The following is an 18,679-nucleotide window of genomic DNA, read 5'->3' on the forward strand; positions in this document are numbered from 1 at the left end:
AACCTGCAGGAGACCACGGCATGGCCAGGATGGGCATCGCCGAACTGGTGGGCAGCGCGCAGGCGCTGGCCACCGCGGGCCAGGCGTCGCTCGCCGCGGAGCTGTACCGCGACTGGGTGGCGCTGAACCCCGACGACCCGCTGCTGCATGCGGCGGAGTTCAACCGCGGCGTGCTATTGGCCGCGCTGGGCGACACGCATGGCGCGATCGAGGCCTTCTCGGCCGCGATCCGGCGCCGGCCGGACTTCCTGCCGCCCTACATCAACCTGGGCGCGGCCTATGAACGGCTGGGCGCCGGCGCGCAGGCCTTCGGGCACTGGTCGCATGTCTCGACCAGCCTGTCGGCGCTGACCGGGGACAGCGTGGCGTGGAAGGCGACCGCGCTGAAGCAGATGGCGCAGATGCTGGAATCCGCGCGGCGCCTGTCGGAAGCCGAGGACACGCTGCGCCAGGTGGCGGAGCTCACGCCCTGGCAGCGCGACGTGGTGCAGCACTGGATCAGCCTGCGCCAGCGGCAATGCCAGTGGCCGCTGCTGCAACCGCTGGCCGGGCATGATCGCGCGGCGCTGCTGCGCCGCATCGCGCCGCTGTCCATGGCCTGCCATGCCGACGACCCGATGATGCAGCTGGCGGTGGCGCATGCGCATGTGGCGCAGGATCACGGCGCGCCGGAACGCTTCCGCACCACCGCGGATTTCGCCGACCGCATCGGGCAGGTCCCGGCGCGGCGGCTGCGCGTGGGCTACCTGTCGTCGGACCTGCGCGAACACGCCATCGGGTCGCTGATGGCCGGGATGTTCGCGCTGCACGACCGCGCGCAGGTGGAAGTCTTCGCCTATTATTGCGGCGTCCCTCAGGAGGACGCGACCAAGGCGCGCATCCGCGCATCGGTCGAACACTGGCGCGACATCACCGCGCTGGACGACGACGCGGCCGAGGCGCTGATGATCGCCGACGGCGTGGACATCCTGGTCGATGTGAACGGCCACACGCGCAGCGCGCGCACCCGCTTGCTGGCGCGGCGCCCCGCACCCATCATCGTCAACTGGCTGGGCTATCCGGGCAGCATGGGCAGCCCGTTCCACCACTACATCATCGCCGACGCGACCATCATCCCGCCCGGCCACGAAGGCTTCTACTCGGAACGCGTGGCGCGCCTGGCCTGCTACCAGCCGAACGACCGCGCACGCCCGGCCGGCGACGACACCGCGCCGACCCGCGCCGCCCACGGCCTGCCGGCGGACGCGACCGTTTTCTGTTCCTTCAACGGCACGCAGAAGGTCACGCCCTTCGTCTTCGCGCGCTGGATGGCGATCCTGCGCGGCGCGCCGGACAGCGTGCTGTGGCTGCTGAAATCCTGCGACGAGGTGGAGGCGCGGCTGCGCGCCCAGGCAGCGGCCGCCGGCGTGGCGCCCGAACGTATCGTCTTCGCCCCCATCATCGGCAATCGCGCGCACCTCGCGCGCTATGCGCTGGCGGACCTGTTCCTCGATACGCTGCCCTATGGCGCGCACACCACGGCTTCGGACGCGCTGTGGATGGGCGTGCCGGTGCTGACCGTGCCCGGGCGGTCCTTCGCCGCGCGGGTCTGTGCGTCCCTGGTGCAGGCGGCCGGGCTGCCCGACTTCGTCTGTGCCTCCGCCGAGGACTACGTCGCGCGCGCCATCGCCTTCGGGCGCGACCGCGCGGCATTGGCCCCGTTCCGCGCGCGGCTGGCCGAAACCCGCGACACCGCGCTGCTGTTCGACACGCCGCGCCTGGTGCGCGACCTCGAAGCCCTGTTCCGCGGCATGTGGGAGGACTTCGCGCAGGGCCGGCTGGCGCAGCCGGACCTGACCAACCTCGACACCTATCTTGAGATCGGCGCGGCGATGGACCACGACACGGCGGAAGCGAGCTTCGATCCCGCGCTGGACGACCGCTGGCGTGCGGCGGTGGCGCGGCGCCATGCCTATGCGCCGCTGCCGCCCGACCGGCGCTACCATGCGGCGGCGGGCTGACGCCATGCCGCTCGACGCCGCAGAACCCCTTGAAGCCCTGCTGCCGCGGATTGAAGGAGCACCGGCCGCCGAAGCCATCGCCGCCTACCGGGTGTGGCTCGCGGCCAATCCCGCGTCGCCCCAGCGCTTCGCCGCCTGGTTCAACCTCGGCGTGGTGCTGAGCGCCGCTGGCGATCGCGCGGCGGCCATGATCGCCTATCGCCAGGCGCTGGCGCTGAAGCCGGACCTGCACCAGGCGCAGGTGAACCTGGGGCTGGCGCTGGAGGCCGAGGGCCGCGGCGACGAAGCCCTCGCGCTCTGGACCGCGGCATTGCAGCCGGATGATGCACGGCTGCCCTTGCTCAACCACCAGGGCCGCCTGCTGGAATCGCGCAAGGACTACGCCAGCGCGGAAGCCGCGCTGCGTCGCAGCCTGCTGATCGACCCGCGCCAGCCCGACGTGGTGCAGCACTGGGCGCATCTGCGCCAGAAGGGCTGCCTCTGGCCGCTCGATGGCGGCGGCGTGCCCGGCCTGACATCCGACGAACTGGCGCTGATGGGCGGGCCGCTGGGCGCGCTGGCGCTGACCGACGACCCGGTGCTGCAACGGCGCATCGCCGAGGCCTGGATCGCCCGCAAGGTGCCGCCCGCGCCGGAGCGCCTGGCGCCCGCGCAGGGCTATCGGCACGACCGCATCCGCATCGGCTACATGTCGTCGGATTTCTGCCGCCACGCCATGGGCTTCCTCATTGCCGGCCTGCTGGAACGCCACGACCGCAGCCGCTTCGAGGTCTTCGGCTATTGCTCGACCGACGAAGACCATTCCGACCTGCGCAGGCGGATCGTCGCCGCGCTCGACCACCACGTGCCGATCGGCCACCTGAGCGAGGAAGCCGCCGCGCGCCGCATCCGCGCCGATCAGATCGACATCCTGGTGGACCTCAACGGCCTGACGCGTGGCGCGCGCCTGGGTGCGCTGCGCTGGAAGCCGGCGCCGGTGCAGGCGACCTACCTCGGCTATGTCGGCCCGGTGCCGATCCCCGAGCTGGACTGGATGATCTGCGACGGCGTCGTGGTGCCGCCCGACCAGGCACGCCACTACGCGCCGCGCCCGCTGCCGCTCGATGGCCTGTACCAGGCGAATGACGACAGCACGCCGCCGCCCGCGCCCGCCCACCGCACCAATGAGGGCCTGCCGGAGGACGGCTTCGTCCTCGCCTGCTTCAACAACTTCTACAAGATCACGCCGGAGGTCTTCGGCGCCTGGACGCGCATCCTGCACGGGCTGCCGAACGCATTGCTGTGGCTGACGGAGGACAACGCGACGGGCATTGCCAACCTGCGCGCCGCGGCGCAGGCGGCGGGCATCGCGCCCGAGCGCATCGTTCCTGCCACCCGCTGCGACCCGCAGCGCTACCTGGCGCGGCTGGGCTGCGCCGACCTGTTCCTCGATACCTTCCCCTACAATGCCGGCACCGTGGCGTCCGACGCGCTGCGCATGGGCCTGCCGATCGTCACGCTGGCCGGGCGGTCCTTCGCCTCGCGCATGGCGGCCAGCCTGCTCACCGCGGCCGGGCTGACCGAGGGCATCGCGACCACGCTCGATGGCTATGTCGCGACGGCGCTGCGCTACGGGCGCGACCCCGCCGCGCTGGCCGCCGCGCGCCGCGTGCTGTCCGGCGGCACCTGGCTGCGCACGGGCGGCAATGCGGAAGCCTTCACGCGGCGGATGGAAGCGGCGCTCAGCGCGATCCGGCTGTGACGCCGGGGTGCAGGTGCACCACCGGCAGGCCGACCGCCTCCGCCACCAGCGTGCGGTGGCAGGTCGCGGGGTCGGCCTCCAGGCACAGCACGCACACGCGCTGCCGCCGCGCCAGGTCCGACAGGTTCGCCAGCGCGGCCTGCGGTTCGTCGCCGGCCAGGTGCGCGGCGAAGATGCGGCGCATTACGGCCGGCTTGCCCGACCGCACCGCCGCGCGGCCCTCCGCCGGCGTGCCCAGGGCGCGCAGGTGCAGGTAGCCGATGCCGGCCTCCTCCAGCGCCGCCGCAAGCGCCCGCTTGGCGAAGCCGGGTCGCCGGCTGTTCGCCAGCGCGCGCACATCCACCAGCGTCTCGATCCCGGCCGCGCGCAGCGCCGCGATCAACGCGGCGGGTGTCGCGCCCTCGTAGCCGATCGTGCTGATCGGCGCCGCCATGCCTACCGCTTCACGGCCGCATGGGCGGCCAGGCACGCGACGTCCAGGATCTGGTTCACCCCCGCCTGCATCGGCACGATCTGCGCCGAATGCGTCATGCCGGTCAGCAGCGGGCCGATCACCGTCGCGCCGGTCAGCTTGGGCACCGCCTTGGTCAGGATATGCGCCGCGTGCATCCCCGGCATCACCAGCACATTCGCCGGCCCGGTCAGCCGGCAGAACGGATAGAGCGCGGCGCGCAGCCCGGGGTCCAGCGCCACGTCGGCCGACATCTCGCCGTCGAACTCGAAATCCGCGCCGCGTTCGGACAGCAGCTTCACCGCGTCGCGGATCGACCCCGGGATGGTGCCGCGCGGATCGCCGAAGGTGGAGAAGGACAGGAACGCCACGCGCGGTTCCAGCCCCAGCCTGCGCGCTGCCGCCGCCGATCCGCGCGCGATGCCGGCCAGCGTCTCGGCATCGGGGCGTTCATGGATGGCGGTGTCGGCCACCAGCACCGTGCCCGCGCGGCGCGACACCACGATCGACACGCCGAACACCACGCGCCCCGGCACCGGGTCGATCGCCATGTTGATGCCATCCAGCGCCACGGAATAGGACCGGGTGGAGCCCGTCACGATCGCATCCGCATCGCCCATCGCCACCATGCAGGCGCCGAAGACATTGCGATCCTGGTTCACCAGGCGCTGGCAGTCGCGCAGCAGGAAGCCGTCGCGCTGGCGCTTCGCGTACAGGAATTCCGCGTAGCGGCGGTTGGAATCCGACAGCCGCGCGTTGTGGATCTCGATGCCGGCGGGCAGCGGGATGCCGATGGCGGAGGTGATGGCGGCGATGCGGTCCTCGCGCCCCACCAGCACCGGCGTGCCGTAGCCGGCGTTGCGGAAGGCGATCGCGGCGCGGATCACCTTCTCCTCCTCGCCCTCGGCGAACACGACGCGGCGGGGGTTCTGGCGGACGCTTTCGCTGATCGCCTCCATCGCGCCGGCGGTGGCATCCAGGCGCGTCGCCAGGTCCCGCGCGTAGCGCTGCAGGTCGACCAGCGGCTTGCGCGCCACGCCGCTGTCCATCGCCGCCTTCGCCACGGCGGGCGACACGCGCGAGATCAACCGCGGGTCGAAGGCGTTCGGGATGATGTATTCAGGCCCGAAGCGCAGTGCGAGGCCGGCACCGGCGCCGGCCACTTCCTCGGGCACGTCCTCGCGCGCCAGCATGGCGAGTGCTTCCGCCGCGGCGATCTTCATCGCGTCGTTGATGGTGGATGCGCGCACATCCAGCGCGCCGCGGAAGATGAAGGGGAAGCCCAGCACGTTATTCACCTGGTTCGGATAGTCCGAACGTCCCGTCGCGATGATGCAGTCCGGCCGCGCGGCGCGGGCCTCGTCCGGCGTGATCTCGGGGTCGGGATTCGCCATGGCGAACAGGATCGGCTTCGGCGCCATGGCGCGCAGCATCTCGGGTGTCAGCGCGCCCTTCACCGACAGGCCGAAGAACACGTCGGCGCCATCCAGCGCCTGCATCAGCGTGCGCGCCGGCGTGGCGGTCGCATGCGCCGACTTCCACTGGTTCATGCCCTCGGTGCGGCCGCGGTAGATCACGCCCTTGGTGTCGCACAGAATCACGTTCTCGGGCCGCATGCCCATGGCCTTGACCAGCTCGGCGCAGGCAATGGAAGCCGCGCCGGCGCCGTTGATCACCAGGCGCGTGGTCCTGATGTCGCGCCCGGTCAAATGGATGGCATTGATCAGCCCCGCTGCCGCCACGATCGCGGTGCCATGCTGGTCGTCATGGAAGACCGGGATGTCCATCAGCTCGCGCAGGCGCTGCTCGATGACGAAGCATTCCGGCGCCTTGATGTCCTCGAGGTTGATGCCCCCGAAGGACGGGCCGAGGTAGCGGATGGAATTGACGAAGGCGTCCACATCCTCGGTGTCGACGCACAGGTCGATGCTGTCGACATCGGCGAAGCGCTTGAACAGCGCGGCCTTGCCTTCCATCACGGGCTTGGACGCCAAAGCGCCCAGGTTGCCCAGCCCCAGCACCGCCGTGCCGTTGCTGATGACCGCCACGAAATTGCCCTTCGCCGTGTAGTCGTAGGCCAGCTTGGGGTCGCGGTGGATGTGCAGGCAGGGTTCCGCCACCCCTGGCGAATAGGCCAGCGACAGGTCGCGCGCGGTGACCAGCGGCTTGGTCAGGCGGATCTCGAGCTTGCCGGGGCGCCCCTCGGCATGCATCGCGAGGGCTTCCTCGCCGGTGACGCGGGCGGTGCGGGTGTCTTCCGCGTGTGGCTTCACGTCATCCATGATCGTGCTTCTTCCCCGGTATCAGGCGCCCATCATGGCCCCGGCGGGCGCGGCTTGCGACCCCCCGTCTTCGCAGGCGCGGTAGCCGGGGCGCGCGGGACCGTGCGACGACTTCGCGTGGCATCGAGGGACACCATGCGGCGCGGCGCGAAGGGGGAGGGGATGCGGTGGCCTGCCGCGTGGCGAAGCGCCGCGACGCTCGCGGTGCTGCTGGTCGCCGGGGCGGCGATGGCGCAGCCCGCTCGCGACCCACGGTCCGATGCCGGCACGACGCAGATCGCGCGCTGCGCGGGCACCACCGCGGGGCAGTCGCTGCGCGACCTCCAGCTGCAGTTCGTGCGCGCGCTGCCCTATGCGCGCGACATCCTGGCGCATCATGGCGTGCGCGCCACGGTCTCCGGCGCGGCCCAGCAGATCAGGGTGGAGCTGCACCTGCGCGACGTGCGCGACCTGGCCCTGCCCGACGGCGCCCCGCCCGTCACCTACCTGCCCGGGATCGACGGCGCCGCCGTGCTGCAGGACCGCCGTTCGCGCATCCCGGCGCTGTGGCGTGTCGATGCCGCCAGCGTGGTGGCCGCCGATCGTGCCTACGACATCCGCGACGACGGCCCGGACGGCGCGCTGCGCCTGGAACCCGCGGAGCCCGACGCCGCGCTGGCCGACTACGCCGTTGTCGGGCTGCATGGGGACCGCCACAGCGGCTTCGCCGCGCTGGTGCTGGAGGCACGCGGCGCGGCGGCGCGCGACCCGCACCGGATCTACGCCATCGCCGGCACGCATGTCTTCGAACGCACCGATCTGCGCGGCTGGGCCTCTGGCCTGACCATGGGGCGCGCGCAGGTCCTGTCGAACGGCGCGCTGCGCATGGTGCGCGAGGCCGCGGACTACGCCCGCCGTGGCGAGGTCTTCGTCACCGGCCAGAGCCAGGGCGGGCTGTCCGCGCAAGGCGTCGGCTACCTGGTGCAGGCGCTTCTCGATTCACGGCGCGCACCGCATCGGCTGGTCCACATCGTGTCCTGGGGTGCGTCCGGCGCGCAGGAGACCCTGCTGCGCGCCATGGCGCGGCACCGCGCCGGGGCGCAGCGCGGCTATGCGCCGATGCTCGAACGCCACTGGGCCGCGACCGACCCCGACCACGCCACGGCGGCCGAGGTCTGGCGCGCGGTCTCCGCGCCATGGGATGCCGTGCCGCCGGGCCAGGAAGCCTCGCACCTGGCAGCGGTCATCGGGCGCACCCGCGCGATCGGCTATTTCTTCGAGATCGACATCTTCGCGCGCGGCGGCACCTTCATGGGCCAGACCTTCGCCTTCCCGACCGCGCTGGTGCTGCCCGACGAATGCGACATGACGGTCGCCGAACTGGTGGTCGGCGCCCAGGCCGGGCCCTTCGGCGTGCGGCTGGAATCGCACTTCCTCAAGGGCTATCGGCGCGCGGTGGGGCGCGGCGCGATCGCTCTCGCGCGGCCGGCGCGGCCGACGCGCTGGCAATGGTTCAGCGACCTGATGCCGGCGCTGGAGGATGTGGGCGATGCCTGGCTCGACATCATCCACCTGGCCAATGCGGCGGCCACGCCGCGCCACTGGCAGGGCTGCACCGCCAGCGCCGAGTGGTTCACGCAGGCCAACCGCGTCTGCCGCGCCGACTGGTGGCCCGGCTGCGGCCCGCGCGAGCCGGAGGCAGAGCATTGGTGCCTGGTGCGCCACCCCGCCCCCGGCCGCGGCGTGCCGCCGCTGCGCTGATCACCCCCGGCGCAGGTTCCACGGATAGGGCGACGACCCTTCCAGCATCCCGGTCAGGTCGCGCCGGAACGCCGTGCGGATGCGGAACTGGCCGAGCGGCAGGAAGGCCGCGTCCTCGATCGCGTGGCGGCCCAGCTCGCCGGCCAGCGCCTTCTGGCGATCGGGGTCGGTGGAGAACAGCCAGGCTTCCGCCAGCTCCTCCGCGCGCGGGCTGGACCACCAGCCGAACCAGCCGGCCAGCCCCTGGCCGCGCACCAGGAAGGACAGCGCCGGGTTGGCCCAGGCGGTGGCGCCGCCGGTGGTGTGCAGCATCGACCAGCCGCCGCGTTCCACCGGCTCGCGCGAATTGCGCCGTTGCACCACGGTGCCCCAGTCGCTCTCGGCCAGGTCGATGTTCATGCCGATGCGCTTCAGCCGATCCGCCGAGACCTGCCCCAGCGGCCCGATATCCGGGAAGTCGGTCGGGTTGATGACGACGACGCGCTGGTTGGCGTAGCCGGCCTCGCGCAGCGCGGCGCGGGCGCGGTCGAGGTCGCCGGGCATCATCGCCGTGCCCTCGTCGGCGTTGTAGGGCGTGCCGCGCGGCCAGAGGCTGCGGTTGAGGTCCCAGTCGCTGCGATCATCCCCGCGGGAGGCGCGCATGTAGTCCTCCTGCAGGACCGACAGCCGCACCGCGCGGCGGATCGCGACATTGTCGAAGGGCGGGTGCAGGCAGTTCATCCGCATCACCGCGAGCCGCCCGTTCGGGTCGGTCACCTCCCGCCGCACGTCGCGCGCGCGCGCCAGCAGCGGACCCAGGTCGGGGTGCGGGCGTTCCCACCAATCGACCTCGCCATTCTGCAGGGCCGCCGCCGCCGTCGCGGGGTCGGGCAGGATATGCCATTCGACGCGCCGGAAATGCGCGACCTTGGCCCCCGAGGTCCAGGACGGCGCCTCGCTGCGCGGGGCGTAGCCGTCGAATTTCTCGTACACCACGCGGGAGCCGGAATTGTATTCGCCCGCGATGAAGCGGAAGGGGCCTGAGCCGACCACTTCCGTGATGGCGCGGCCGGGATCGGTCGCCGCGATGCGCTCGGGCATGATGAACAGCGTCGAGGAATCGGGCTTGGCCAGCGCATCGAGCAGCAGCGGGAAGGCGCGCTTCAGACGCACCTGGAAGTTGCGGTCGTCCTGTGCCGACCATTCGTCGACCACGCGGGCCAGCAACTGCCCGAAGGGCTCGCGCGCGCACCAGCGCTTGATGGATGCGATGCAGTCCGCCGAGCGCACCGGCGCGCCGTCATGGAAGCGCAGCCCCTCGCGAAGGCGGAAGCGCCAGGTCAGGCCATCCGACGATGTCTCGTGCCCCTCGACCATCTGCGGGCGCGGCGTCAGGCGCGCATCCACGCCATACAGCGTGTCGTACACGTAGTAGCCGTGGTTGCCCGTGACCGTCGCGGTGGTGAAGATCGGGTCGAGGACGCTCAGGTTGGCCTGCGGCACGAAGCGCAGCGTGGTGGCGCGGGTGTTCTGCGCGACGGCGGGCGCTGCGGGCAGCGCGGCGCCCGCGGCAAGCAGGCTGCGACGATGGATCATGGCGTCCTCCTGCGCCGGGTCTTGGGCCGGCGTCAGCGCGCAGGATAGGCCAGGACCCGCGCCGCGGGAACCGGCGCACGACGGCAATGCCGCCGCGCGCCGGGCGCCTCACTCGCCCTGGATGCCCGCCGCGCGCAGCACGCCGCGCATGCGCGGGATCTCGCGCGCGATGGTCGCCGCCAGCTCCTCCGGCGTGCTCGCCACCAGCACCACGCCCAGTTCATCGAGCCGGCGCTTCACCTCGGCATCGTTCAGCGCGGTGCGCATGTCGGTGCTGATCCGCTGCACGATAGGGCCCGGCGTGGCGGCCGGCGCATAGATCGACAGCCAGGCCGAGGCCTCGAAGCCGGCCAGCCCCTGCTCGGCCACCGTCGGCACATCGGGCAGCGACGGCAGCCGCGTGGCGGAGGACACCGCCAGCGCGCGGTACGACCCGTCGCGCACCTTGGGCAGCGCCACCACGCCGCTCTGGAAGGACATGGTCACGCGCCTTGTCTGCACGTCCATGATCTGCGCCGCGGGGTCGTTGTAGGCCACGCCCGTGAGCTGCACGCCGGCCATCTGCGCCAGCATCTCGCCGCCGATATGCTGCGAGGTGCCCGGCCCGGCATGGCCGAAGGTGATGCTGCCCGGCTGCGCGCGCGCCGCGGCGATGATGTCCGCCACGCTGCGATAGGGTGCCTCGGCCGACACCACCAGCACGTTCGGCGTGCGCCCCACCAGCGTGATGGGTGCCAGGTCGCGCTGCGGGTCATAGGGCGGGCGCGGGCTCATGCTGACGCGCACGACAATCGCGGCATCGCCGGCCAGCACGATGGTGTGCCCGTCCGGTGCGGCGCGGGCCACGCGCTCCACGCCGATGGTGCCGGCCGCGCCGGTCACGTTCTGCACCACCACCGGCTTGCCCCAGCGCGTGGTCAGGATCGGTGCGACCAGCCGCGCGATCACGTCCTGCGACGTGCCCGGGCCGAACGGGATGATGATGGTGACCGGCCGGTCGGGCCAGGCGGCCTGCGCGGCGGCGGGCCGGGCCTGGCTGGCCACCAGCGCGGCCGCCCCGGCGGCCAGGATCTCGCGACGATTCATGGTGTTCTCCCTGTGGCGCGGCGCGTCATGCGCCGCGCGTGTTGACGTAGATCGCGTAGAGCGATGTGTGGGCCGTGATGAACAGCCGGTTCCGCTTCGGCCCGCCGAAGCAGAGGTTCGAGACCATCTCGGGCACCGGGATGCGCCCGATCAGCGCCCCATCCGGCGCGTGGCAGCGCACGCCATCGCCGGCCGAGGTCCAGACATTCCCGGCGGCATCGCAGCGCAGCCCGTCGAAGAAGCCGGCATCGCAGGTGGCGAAGCGGCGCCCCGGCCCCACCCCCGCCGCGCCCGGTAGCAGCGGATAGGCGCGGATCTCCGGCATGCGCGCCGGATCATGCGTCGCACCGGTCTCGGACACGTACAGCCAGGCGCCATCGGCCGAGAAGGCCAGGCCATTCGGGCGCAGCATGTCGGTCACCATCGCCTGCGCCGCGCCGGTCGCGGGGTCGATGCGATAGACATGGCAGGCGCCGAGCTCGGACGGCGCGGCATCGCCCTCGTAGTCGCTGTCGATGCCATAGGTCGGGTCGGTGAACCACACCGCGCCATCCGGGCCGGTCGCGACATCATTGGGCGAATTCAGCCGCCGCCCGTCGATCGCGGCGGCCAGCACCGTGCGGCTGCCATCATGTTCGGTGCGCGACACGCAGCGGCCGCGATGCTCGCAGGACAGCAGACGCCCCTGGCGGTCCACAGCATGCCCGTTCTCGTTGTTGCAGGGGCTGCGGAACACCGAGACCGACCCATCGGTTTCGTCCCAGCGCATCACGCGGTCGTTCGGGATGTCGGACCACACCAGGTAGCGCCCGGCCGCGAGATACGCCGGCCCTTCCACCCAGCGCCCGCCGGTCCACAGGCGTTCCAGCAACGCATGGCCGATCACCAGCGGCGCGAAGCGCGGGTCGAGGATCTCGGCGGCGCTCATGGCGCGCGTCCCGGCGGCAGCCGGTCCGACCGCAGGTTGGGACCCCAGATCGCGACATAGGTATCGACATGCCGGCCGCGCCGCACCAGGTCGAGAACGGCGAACAGCGCCACCAGCCAGGCCACGCCCAGCAGCACGACCAGCCAGTCGGGCGCGCCCGCCAGCGCGGCACCGGTCGCGAGCGCCGCCGCCGCCAGCGCCAGCGTCAGCCAGCCGCCGGTCTTGTGCAGGGCCTCGAACAGCCGGCGCCGGCGGGTCATGTCGAAATGGTCGCCGCGCCAGGTCGCGGGGTCGGCGGGGTCGGCGCGCGGGTCGGTCGGCCCGCCCTTGGTGCCGCGCAGCTGCGCGCCGATCACCTGCCCCCAGCCCGCCAGCATGGCGGCGGCGCCGAGCAGCGCATGCGCGCCGTCGAAGCGCCCGCCGGTCTGCGCCAGCACCGCCACCAGGCCGAGCGTCGCCACCGCCATGCCGCCGTATTGCAGCGCGCGATGCCAGTTCCACCACAGTGGGTTGTCACGCCGGGCCGGGAAATCCTGCCCGGGCGTCACCTTCCACCAGCGCGCGACGATCGCACCCGCCGGCAACATGCCCGCCCAGGCCAGGATCATGCAGGCGGCATGGACCAGGTGCGCACCGCGCCAGCCCTGCACCACCCAGAGCCCTGCCAGGGCGGCGGCGAACAGCAGGCCCAGCAGTGCGGGCAGCCAGCGGCGCCAGGCGGCGTCATGCGTCAATGGGCGCGATGCCGCGGCGCGCGGCGCGATCCTTGGCGTGGCATCGGGCGTTTCCCTGTCTCCTCGCCGCGACAGGTGGGATCACCCCGGCATGCCGGCAAGGCGCATCCGCGCCGCGTCAGGCGGTCGCAGCGTTCGCCGTATCCTGCATGTCGAAGGTCAGCTCCACCCGCAGCCCGAAGGGATCGGTCAGGAACAGCTGGTGCAGCGGGAAGCCGGGCAGCGGCGCCTCGGCATAGGGGATGTTGCGCGCTGCCAGCGTCGCGCGCACCTGCGGCAGGCCACGCGCGCGGAAGGCGATGTGTTCGAAGGACACGCTGGGCGAGGGGCCGGTCGGCGCCTCCACCGTGTCGCGGCAGGCGAGATGCACGATCGGCCGGCCGCCGGCATAGAGCCAGGCGCCGGGGAAATCGAAGGCCGGCCGCGGTCCTTCCGCGAGCCCCAGCAGGTCGCGGTAGAAGGCCAGTGCGGCCGGCAGGTCCTGCGGCCGCAGGCGGACATTGGCGTGGTCGAGTCCTTCGAGCTGCATCGCTCCCTCCCCTCGTGCCGGTTTCCGGTCTAGACGAACTGCATGTCAGGCGCCCCGCCGCAGAACCGCAAGCCCCTTCCTTCGCCGGACGGCACGCCGGCCCCGCGCGCGACCGGCGCACCTGCCAACCCGCGCGCCACAGGCGCACCCGACCCGCGCGCCACAGGCGCGACCCCCGCCATCGCCCAATGGTTCGCCGCCAAGGCCGCCCACCCCGATGCGCTGATCTTCTTCCGCATGGGCGACTTCTTCGAAATGCTGTTCGAGGATGCCGAGGTCGCCGCCGCCGCGCTCGACATCGCGCTGTCCTCCCGCGGGGAACACCAGGGCCACAAGGTCGCACTGTGCGGCGTGCCGGCCCATGCGCTCGACAGCTACCTCGGCAAGCTGATCCGCCAGGGCTTCCGCGTCGCCATCTGCGACCAGACCGAGACACCGGAGGAGCAGAAGGCCCGCCGCGCGCCCACCATCCGGCGCGAGGTGACGCGCCTGGTCACGCCCGGCACCGTCACCGAGGAGACGCTGCTGGACGCCGCGCGCCCGGCCTGGCTGCTGGCGCTGGCACCGGCGGGCGACGCGCTGGGTGCCGCCTGGGTCGATGTCACGACTGGCGCCTTCGGCACCGAACGCATCGCCGCCGCCGACCTGCCCGCCCTGGTCGCGCGGCTGGAACCGGCCGAAATCCTGGCGCCCGAAGCCCTCGCGCGCGGCCCGGTGCTGGCGCAGCACGCCGAGCGCATCGCGCATGTCGACCCGCCGCGCGACGGCCTGCGCCGCGTGACCGAGGCCTTCGCCGTCGCCACCCTGGACGGCTTCGGCGCCTTCACGGCCGAGGAAATCGCCGCCGCCGCCATGGCGGTGGATTATGTGCGGCTGACCCAGGCCGGCGCCCTGCCGCGCCTGTCGCCCCCGGTGCCCGCCGGCGGGCAGGGCGTGCTGCAGATGGATGGCGCGACGCGCCGCAGCCTGGAGATCCTGCGCAGCGAACGCGGCGAGGCGCGGCATTCCCTGGTCGCCGCCGTGGACCGCACCGTCACGCCGGCGGGGGCGCGCGAACTGGCCGCGCGGCTGGCCTCGCCCCTGGCCGACGGCGCGGCGATCGGGGCCCGCCACGATGCGGTGGCCTTCCTGCGTGCGGCCGATGCCGTGCGCGCGGCGCTGCGCGGCGCGTTGAAGGGCGCGCCGGACATGGCCCGCGCGCTCGCGCGCCTGTCGCTCGACCGCTTCGCGCCGCGCGACCTCGGCGCCATCCGCGACGGGCTGGCGCGCGCCGAGGCCATGGCGGCCGCGCTGGCGGGCGCGCAGGGCGTGCCGCCCATCCCGCCGCTGCTGGCCGCCGCGACCGCCGCGCTGCTGCCGCCCGACAGCCCGCGCGCCGAATTGCAGCGCGCCCTGGCCGACCCGCTGCCCGCGCGCCTCGATGATGGCGGCCTGGTCGCCACCGGCTATGACGGCGAACTGGATGCGCTGAAGCGCCTGTCCGCCGGCGCGCGGGACGCAATCGCCGCCTTGCAGATGGCGCTGGCGCAGGCCTGGGGCGTGGCCAGCCTGAAGATCCGCCACCACCAGCAATTCGGCTTCCTGGCGGAAGTGCCCGCGGCGGCCGGCGAGAAGCTGCTGCGCGAAGGCGCCAAGGACGGCCCGCAGGCGCCGGTGCATCGCCAGACCATGGCGAACGCCATGCGCTTCACCTGCACCGCGCTGGCGGAACTGGACCGCCGCGTGGCGGAGGCCGGCGAACAGGCCGGCAAGCGCGAACGCCTGGTGGCGCAGCACCTGCGCCGGCTGTGCCTGTCGGCCGGCCAGGCGGTCGCCGCCGCGGCGGCTGCGATGGCCGAGATCGACGTCCATGCCGCCGCGGCGGAGCTCGCCGCCGATGGCCGCTGGTGCCGCCCGGACATCACCGACCGCGCCGACTTCGCGGTGGCCGCGGCACGCCACCCGGTGGTGGAAGGCGCACTCGCCCGCGCGCGTGGCCCGGCCTTCGTACCCAATGATTGCGATCTGTCGGCCGGGCGGCGGCTGTGCCTGCTGACCGGCCCCAACATGGCCGGCAAGTCCACCTTCCTGCGGCAGAACGCCCTGCTGGTCATCCTGGCCCAGGCCGGCCTGTTCGTGCCGGCGGACAGCGCGCGGCTGGGGCTGGTCGACCGGCTGTTCTCGCGCGTCGGCGCGGCGGATGACATCGCCGGCGGGCGATCGACCTTCATGGTCGAGATGGCCGAGACCGCCGCCATCCTCAACCAGGCCACCGCCCGGTCGCTGGTGGTGCTGGACGAGGTCGGGCGCGGCACCGCCACCTGGGATGGCCTGGCCATCGCCTGGGCCGTGCTGGAGGCGCTGCACGACCGCATCCGCTGCCGCACCATCTTCGCCACCCATTTCCACGAACTGACCGCGCTGGCCGGCAAGCTGCCGGAGCTGGTGCCCGCCACCATGCAGGTGCGGGAATGGAAGAACGAGGTGGTGTTCGACCACCGCGTCGGCCCGGGCGCGGCCGAACGGTCCTGGGGCGTGCATGTGGCGCGGCTGGCCGGCGTGCCGCGCCCGGTGCTGGCGCGCGCGCAGGAGGTGCTGAAGTCGCTGGAGGCGCGCGCCCGTGGCCTCGATCCGCTGTCGGATGAATTGCCGCTGTTTGCCCGCGCCGCACCGCCGCCGCCGGCCCATCCCGCCCTGGCCGCGCTGGCGGAACTGGACGCCGATGCACTCAGCCCGCGAGAGGCGCTGGACGCGCTCTACCACTTGAAAACCCTTCTGGAGGAGGCTGTTGCGCCCGCCCCGGAATAGGTAGTCTGCCGCGCGATGAGCTCATTCGAAGACGCCGGACCCGAGGCCGGACCCGCGGAGCGCCCGGCATCCCGCCCGGCGCCGGTCGTGGGCGAACCGCCGGTCGTGCTGGCCGACCTGGTCGCCGACCTGATGCCGCGTGGCCGCCCGGTCGCGCGGGAGGACGCGGTGACCCTGCTGCGCCGCCACCTCGGCCGCGTTCAGAACCGCGTGCAGCAGGCCTTCGAGGCGCATGAGCTCTCGGGCCTGGCCGCCGCCCGCTGGCTGGCCGCGCTGACCGATACGGTGATGGTCGGCATCCACGCCTATACCGAGGCGACGCTGCCGCCGGCACCCGGCGAGAAGCCCTGGGCGCTGGTCGCCACCGGCGGCTACGGGCGCGGCGTGCTGGCGCCCTATTCCGACATCGACCTGCTGTTCCTGACCGATGCGGGCATGGGCGCGCGCGGCCGGCAGTCGGTCGAATTCATGCTCTACCTGCTGTGGGACCTCGGGCTGAAGGTGGGGCACGCGACGCGATCGCGCGCCGATTGCCTGGTCGATGCCAAGGCCGACGCCACGGTGCTGACCGCGCTGCTCGATGCCCGCCACGTCGCCGGGGAGGAGGCGGTGTTCCGCCGCTTCGAGGACGCCTTTCGCAAGACCCGCGCCGACTGGGGCCTGCGCCCCTTCCTGGTTGCCAAGCGCGCCGAGCGCCAGCACCGCCACGCGCGCTACGGCGAAAGCCCCTTCATGGTCGAACCCCATGTGAAGGAAGGCCGCGGCGGGTTGCGCGACCTGCAGACGCTGTATTGGCTGGCGCGCTACGCCTTCAACGTGCAGCGCATGCCCGAGCTGGTCGGCGCCCATACCCCCGGCGGCGGGTTGCTGCTGCCCGAGGAAGCCCGCGCCATCCGCCGCGCCTGGGACTTCTTCTGGACCGTCCGCTTCCACCTGCACATCGTCACCGGCCGCGCCGAGGAACGCCTGACCTTCGACCTGCAGCCGGTGGTCGGCGCCCGCATGGGCTATACCCGCCACGGCCTGCAGGACGGCGTCGAGCGGTTCATGAAGCACTTCTTCCTGACCGTGCGCGACGTGGCGCGCTTCACGCGCATCCTGGAACCCGCCATCGAACGTGCCTCATTGGGTCCGCCCGCGGTGGTGCCGGCCTCGGACAAGGCGCTGACGGAAGCGGGCTTCGCGCTGGCGGATGGCAAGATCATCGCGGCACTGGGGCACGACTTCACCCTCGACCCGGTGCTGATGCTGCGGATCTTCCGCATGGCGCGCGACCGGGGGCTCGATATCCATCCGCTGGCCTTCCGCGCCATCGTGCGGCATGCGCGGCATGTCGGGCGGCTGCGCGGGCAGGCCGATGCCAGCGCCGAATTCCTCGACATCCTGTCCGGCCGCGACCCCGGCACCTGGATGCGCATGCTGAACGAGGCCGGGCTGATCTCCCGCCTGCTGCCGGATTGGCAGCGCATCGTCGGGCTGATGCAGTTCGACACCTACCACGTGTTCACGGTGGACGAGCACACCATCGAGACGATCGGCGTTCTGGCCGCGCTGGAACGCGGCGAATTGCATGAGGTCGCGCCGGTCGCCTCCGAGCTGATCGGCCAGCTGCAATCCCGCCGCGCGCTGTATGTGGCGATGCTGCTGCACGACATCGCCAAGGGCCGCGGCGGCGACCACAGCGAATTGGGCGCGCAGCTGGCGCAGACCATCTGCCCGATGCTGGGCCTGACGCCGGAGGAAACCGAGACGGTCTCCTGGCTGGTGCTGCACCACCTGCTGATCAGCCAGACCGCCTTCAAGCGCGACATCGAGGACCCCAAGACCATCCTGGATATCGCCGAGGTCGTGCAATCCCCCGAACGCCTGCGCCTGCTGCTGGTGCTGACCGTGGCCGACATGCGCGCGGTCGGCCCCAAGGTCTGGAACGGCTGGAAGGCCACGCTGCTGCGCGAATTGTACTGGCGCGTGGCGGAAGTCCTGGCCGGCGGGTTGTCGGTGCCTGAGCGCGACGTGCGCGTGGCCCGCGCCAAGGAAGCCGCCGCCCTGCTGCTGGCCGACCGCCCCGAGCCGGAGGTCGGTGCCTTCCTCGACCTGGGCTACCCCGGCTATTGGCTGTCCTTCGACCCCGAGACCCATGCGCGCCACGCCGCCATGATCCAGGAAGCGCGCGAGGAAAAGGCGCCGCTGACCGTCCGCACCCGCGTGCTGGAAGCCCGCGCGGTGACGGAAGTGACGGTATACTGCACCGACCATCCGGGCCTGTTCAGCAAGATCGCCGGCGCGCTGGCGGTGGCGGGGGCGACCATCGTGGACGCCCGCATCCACACCATGACCGATGGCATGGCGCTGGACACCTTCTGGGTGCAGGACGCGCAGGGCGGGGCCTTCGAAGCCCCGCATCGCCTGGCGCGACTGTCGGTGCTGGTGGAACAGGCGCTGTCCGGCCGGCTGCGGTTGCGCGACGAGATCCGCAAGCTGAAGCGCGAGCCCGCCCGGCTGCGCGCCGTGACCGTGCCGCCGCGCGTGGTGATCGACAACCACGCGTCGAACACCTTCACCGTCATCGAGGTGAACGGCCGCGACCGGCCCGGCCTGCTGCACGACGTCACGGCCGCCATCAGCGACCAGGGTCTGCAGATCGCCTCGGCGCACATCACCACCTATGGCGTGCGCGCGGTCGACGTCTTCTACGTGAAGGACGTGTTCGGGCTGAAGGTGGAGAACGAACGCAAGCTGGTGACGCTGCGAAGGGCCCTGGAGGCGGCGCTGGCGCCGGAGGAAGCGCCGCGCCCGGCGCGCGCAGCCGCGCTCAAGGCCTGAGAG

At 72.6% G+C, this 18,679-nt stretch carries 12 protein-coding genes; 5 read left to right on the forward strand and 7 right to left on the reverse strand.

Going from position 1 to position 18,679, the window contains the following annotated elements; translation table 11 throughout:
• The first annotated feature begins 20 nt into the window (after positions 1-20).
• Both LQ222_RS03175 and LQ222_RS03180 read left to right on the forward strand, forming a co-directional pair.
• On the forward strand, positions 21-2,000 hold the full coding sequence (locus LQ222_RS03175) for an O-linked N-acetylglucosamine transferase (protein ID WP_230164427.1): 1,980 nt from the start codon (positions 21-23) through the stop codon (positions 1,998-2,000).
• Positions 2,001-2,004: 4 nt separating this feature from the next.
• Positions 2,005-3,741: a tetratricopeptide repeat protein gene (locus LQ222_RS03180; protein WP_230164429.1), complete on the forward strand. Its 1,737-nt coding sequence runs from the start codon at positions 2,005-2,007 to the stop codon at positions 3,739-3,741.
• On the opposite strand, the gene LQ222_RS03185 is transcribed toward LQ222_RS03180, so the two are convergent.
• Together LQ222_RS03185 and LQ222_RS03190 are read right to left on the reverse strand one after the other, a co-directional pair.
• Positions 3,722-4,174 carry a DUF488 family protein gene (locus LQ222_RS03185; protein ID WP_230164430.1) on the reverse strand — a complete coding sequence of 151 codons (453 nt, stop codon included), beginning with the start codon at positions 4,172-4,174 and terminating at the stop codon, positions 3,722-3,724. The two genes, LQ222_RS03180 and LQ222_RS03185, sit on opposite strands and share 20 nt — an antisense overlap.
• 2 nt (positions 4,175-4,176) lie before the next feature.
• Complete coding sequence (locus tag LQ222_RS03190; protein ID WP_230164431.1) at positions 4,177-6,474, reverse strand: NADP-dependent malic enzyme; 2,298 nt, start codon at positions 6,472-6,474, stop codon at positions 4,177-4,179.
• A gap of 162 nt (positions 6,475-6,636) precedes the next feature.
• On the opposite strand from LQ222_RS03190, the gene LQ222_RS03195 reads away from it, so the two are divergent.
• Positions 6,637-8,214 (forward strand): hypothetical protein, encoded by a 1,578-nt coding sequence (locus LQ222_RS03195; protein ID WP_230164432.1) that lies wholly within the window; start codon positions 6,637-6,639, stop codon positions 8,212-8,214.
• Here the strand turns inward: LQ222_RS03195 and LQ222_RS03200 are convergent, their stop codons facing one another.
• The 5 genes from LQ222_RS03200 to LQ222_RS03220 form a co-directional block, all read right to left on the reverse strand.
• Positions 8,215-9,789, reverse strand: a complete 1,575-nt coding sequence (locus LQ222_RS03200; protein ID WP_230164433.1) for an ABC transporter substrate-binding protein — start codon at positions 9,787-9,789, stop codon at positions 8,215-8,217.
• Between the two features lie 108 nt (positions 9,790-9,897).
• Positions 9,898-10,875 carry a tripartite tricarboxylate transporter substrate binding protein gene (locus LQ222_RS03205; protein WP_230164434.1) on the reverse strand — a complete coding sequence of 326 codons (978 nt, stop codon included), beginning with the start codon at positions 10,873-10,875 and terminating at the stop codon, positions 9,898-9,900.
• A 25-nt stretch (positions 10,876-10,900) separates the two neighbouring features.
• A complete protein-coding gene (locus tag LQ222_RS03210) occupies positions 10,901-11,803 on the reverse strand; it encodes an SMP-30/gluconolactonase/LRE family protein (RefSeq protein ID WP_230164435.1) in 903 nt (300 codons plus the stop codon).
• Positions 11,800-12,537 (reverse strand): hypothetical protein, encoded by a 738-nt coding sequence (locus LQ222_RS03215; RefSeq protein WP_230164437.1) that lies wholly within the window; start codon positions 12,535-12,537, stop codon positions 11,800-11,802. The genes LQ222_RS03210 and LQ222_RS03215 overlap by 4 nt, the downstream gene beginning before the upstream one ends.
• Positions 12,538-12,655: 118 nt before the next feature.
• The gene (locus tag LQ222_RS03220; RefSeq protein ID WP_230164438.1) at positions 12,656-13,066 is read right to left on the reverse strand and encodes a VOC family protein; all 411 of its coding nucleotides are present in this window, start codon (positions 13,064-13,066) and stop codon (positions 12,656-12,658) included.
• Positions 13,067-13,108: 42 nt separating this feature from the next.
• Here LQ222_RS03220 and mutS point away from each other — a divergent pair, with 42 nt between their 5' ends.
• Together mutS and LQ222_RS03230 are read left to right on the forward strand one after the other, a co-directional pair.
• The gene (gene mutS / locus LQ222_RS03225; protein ID WP_230164439.1) at positions 13,109-15,853 is read left to right on the forward strand and encodes a DNA mismatch repair protein MutS; all 2,745 of its coding nucleotides are present in this window, start codon (positions 13,109-13,111) and stop codon (positions 15,851-15,853) included.
• 15 nt (positions 15,854-15,868) lie between these two features.
• Complete coding sequence (locus LQ222_RS03230) at positions 15,869-18,676, forward strand: [protein-PII] uridylyltransferase (protein WP_374202147.1); 2,808 nt, start codon at positions 15,869-15,871, stop codon at positions 18,674-18,676.
• The last annotated feature ends 3 nt before the right edge of the window (positions 18,677-18,679 follow it).

This window comes from Roseomonas sp. CECT 9278 (assembly GCF_918698155.1).
In the GTDB taxonomy this organism is placed as follows: domain Bacteria; phylum Pseudomonadota; class Alphaproteobacteria; order Acetobacterales; family Acetobacteraceae; genus Neoroseomonas.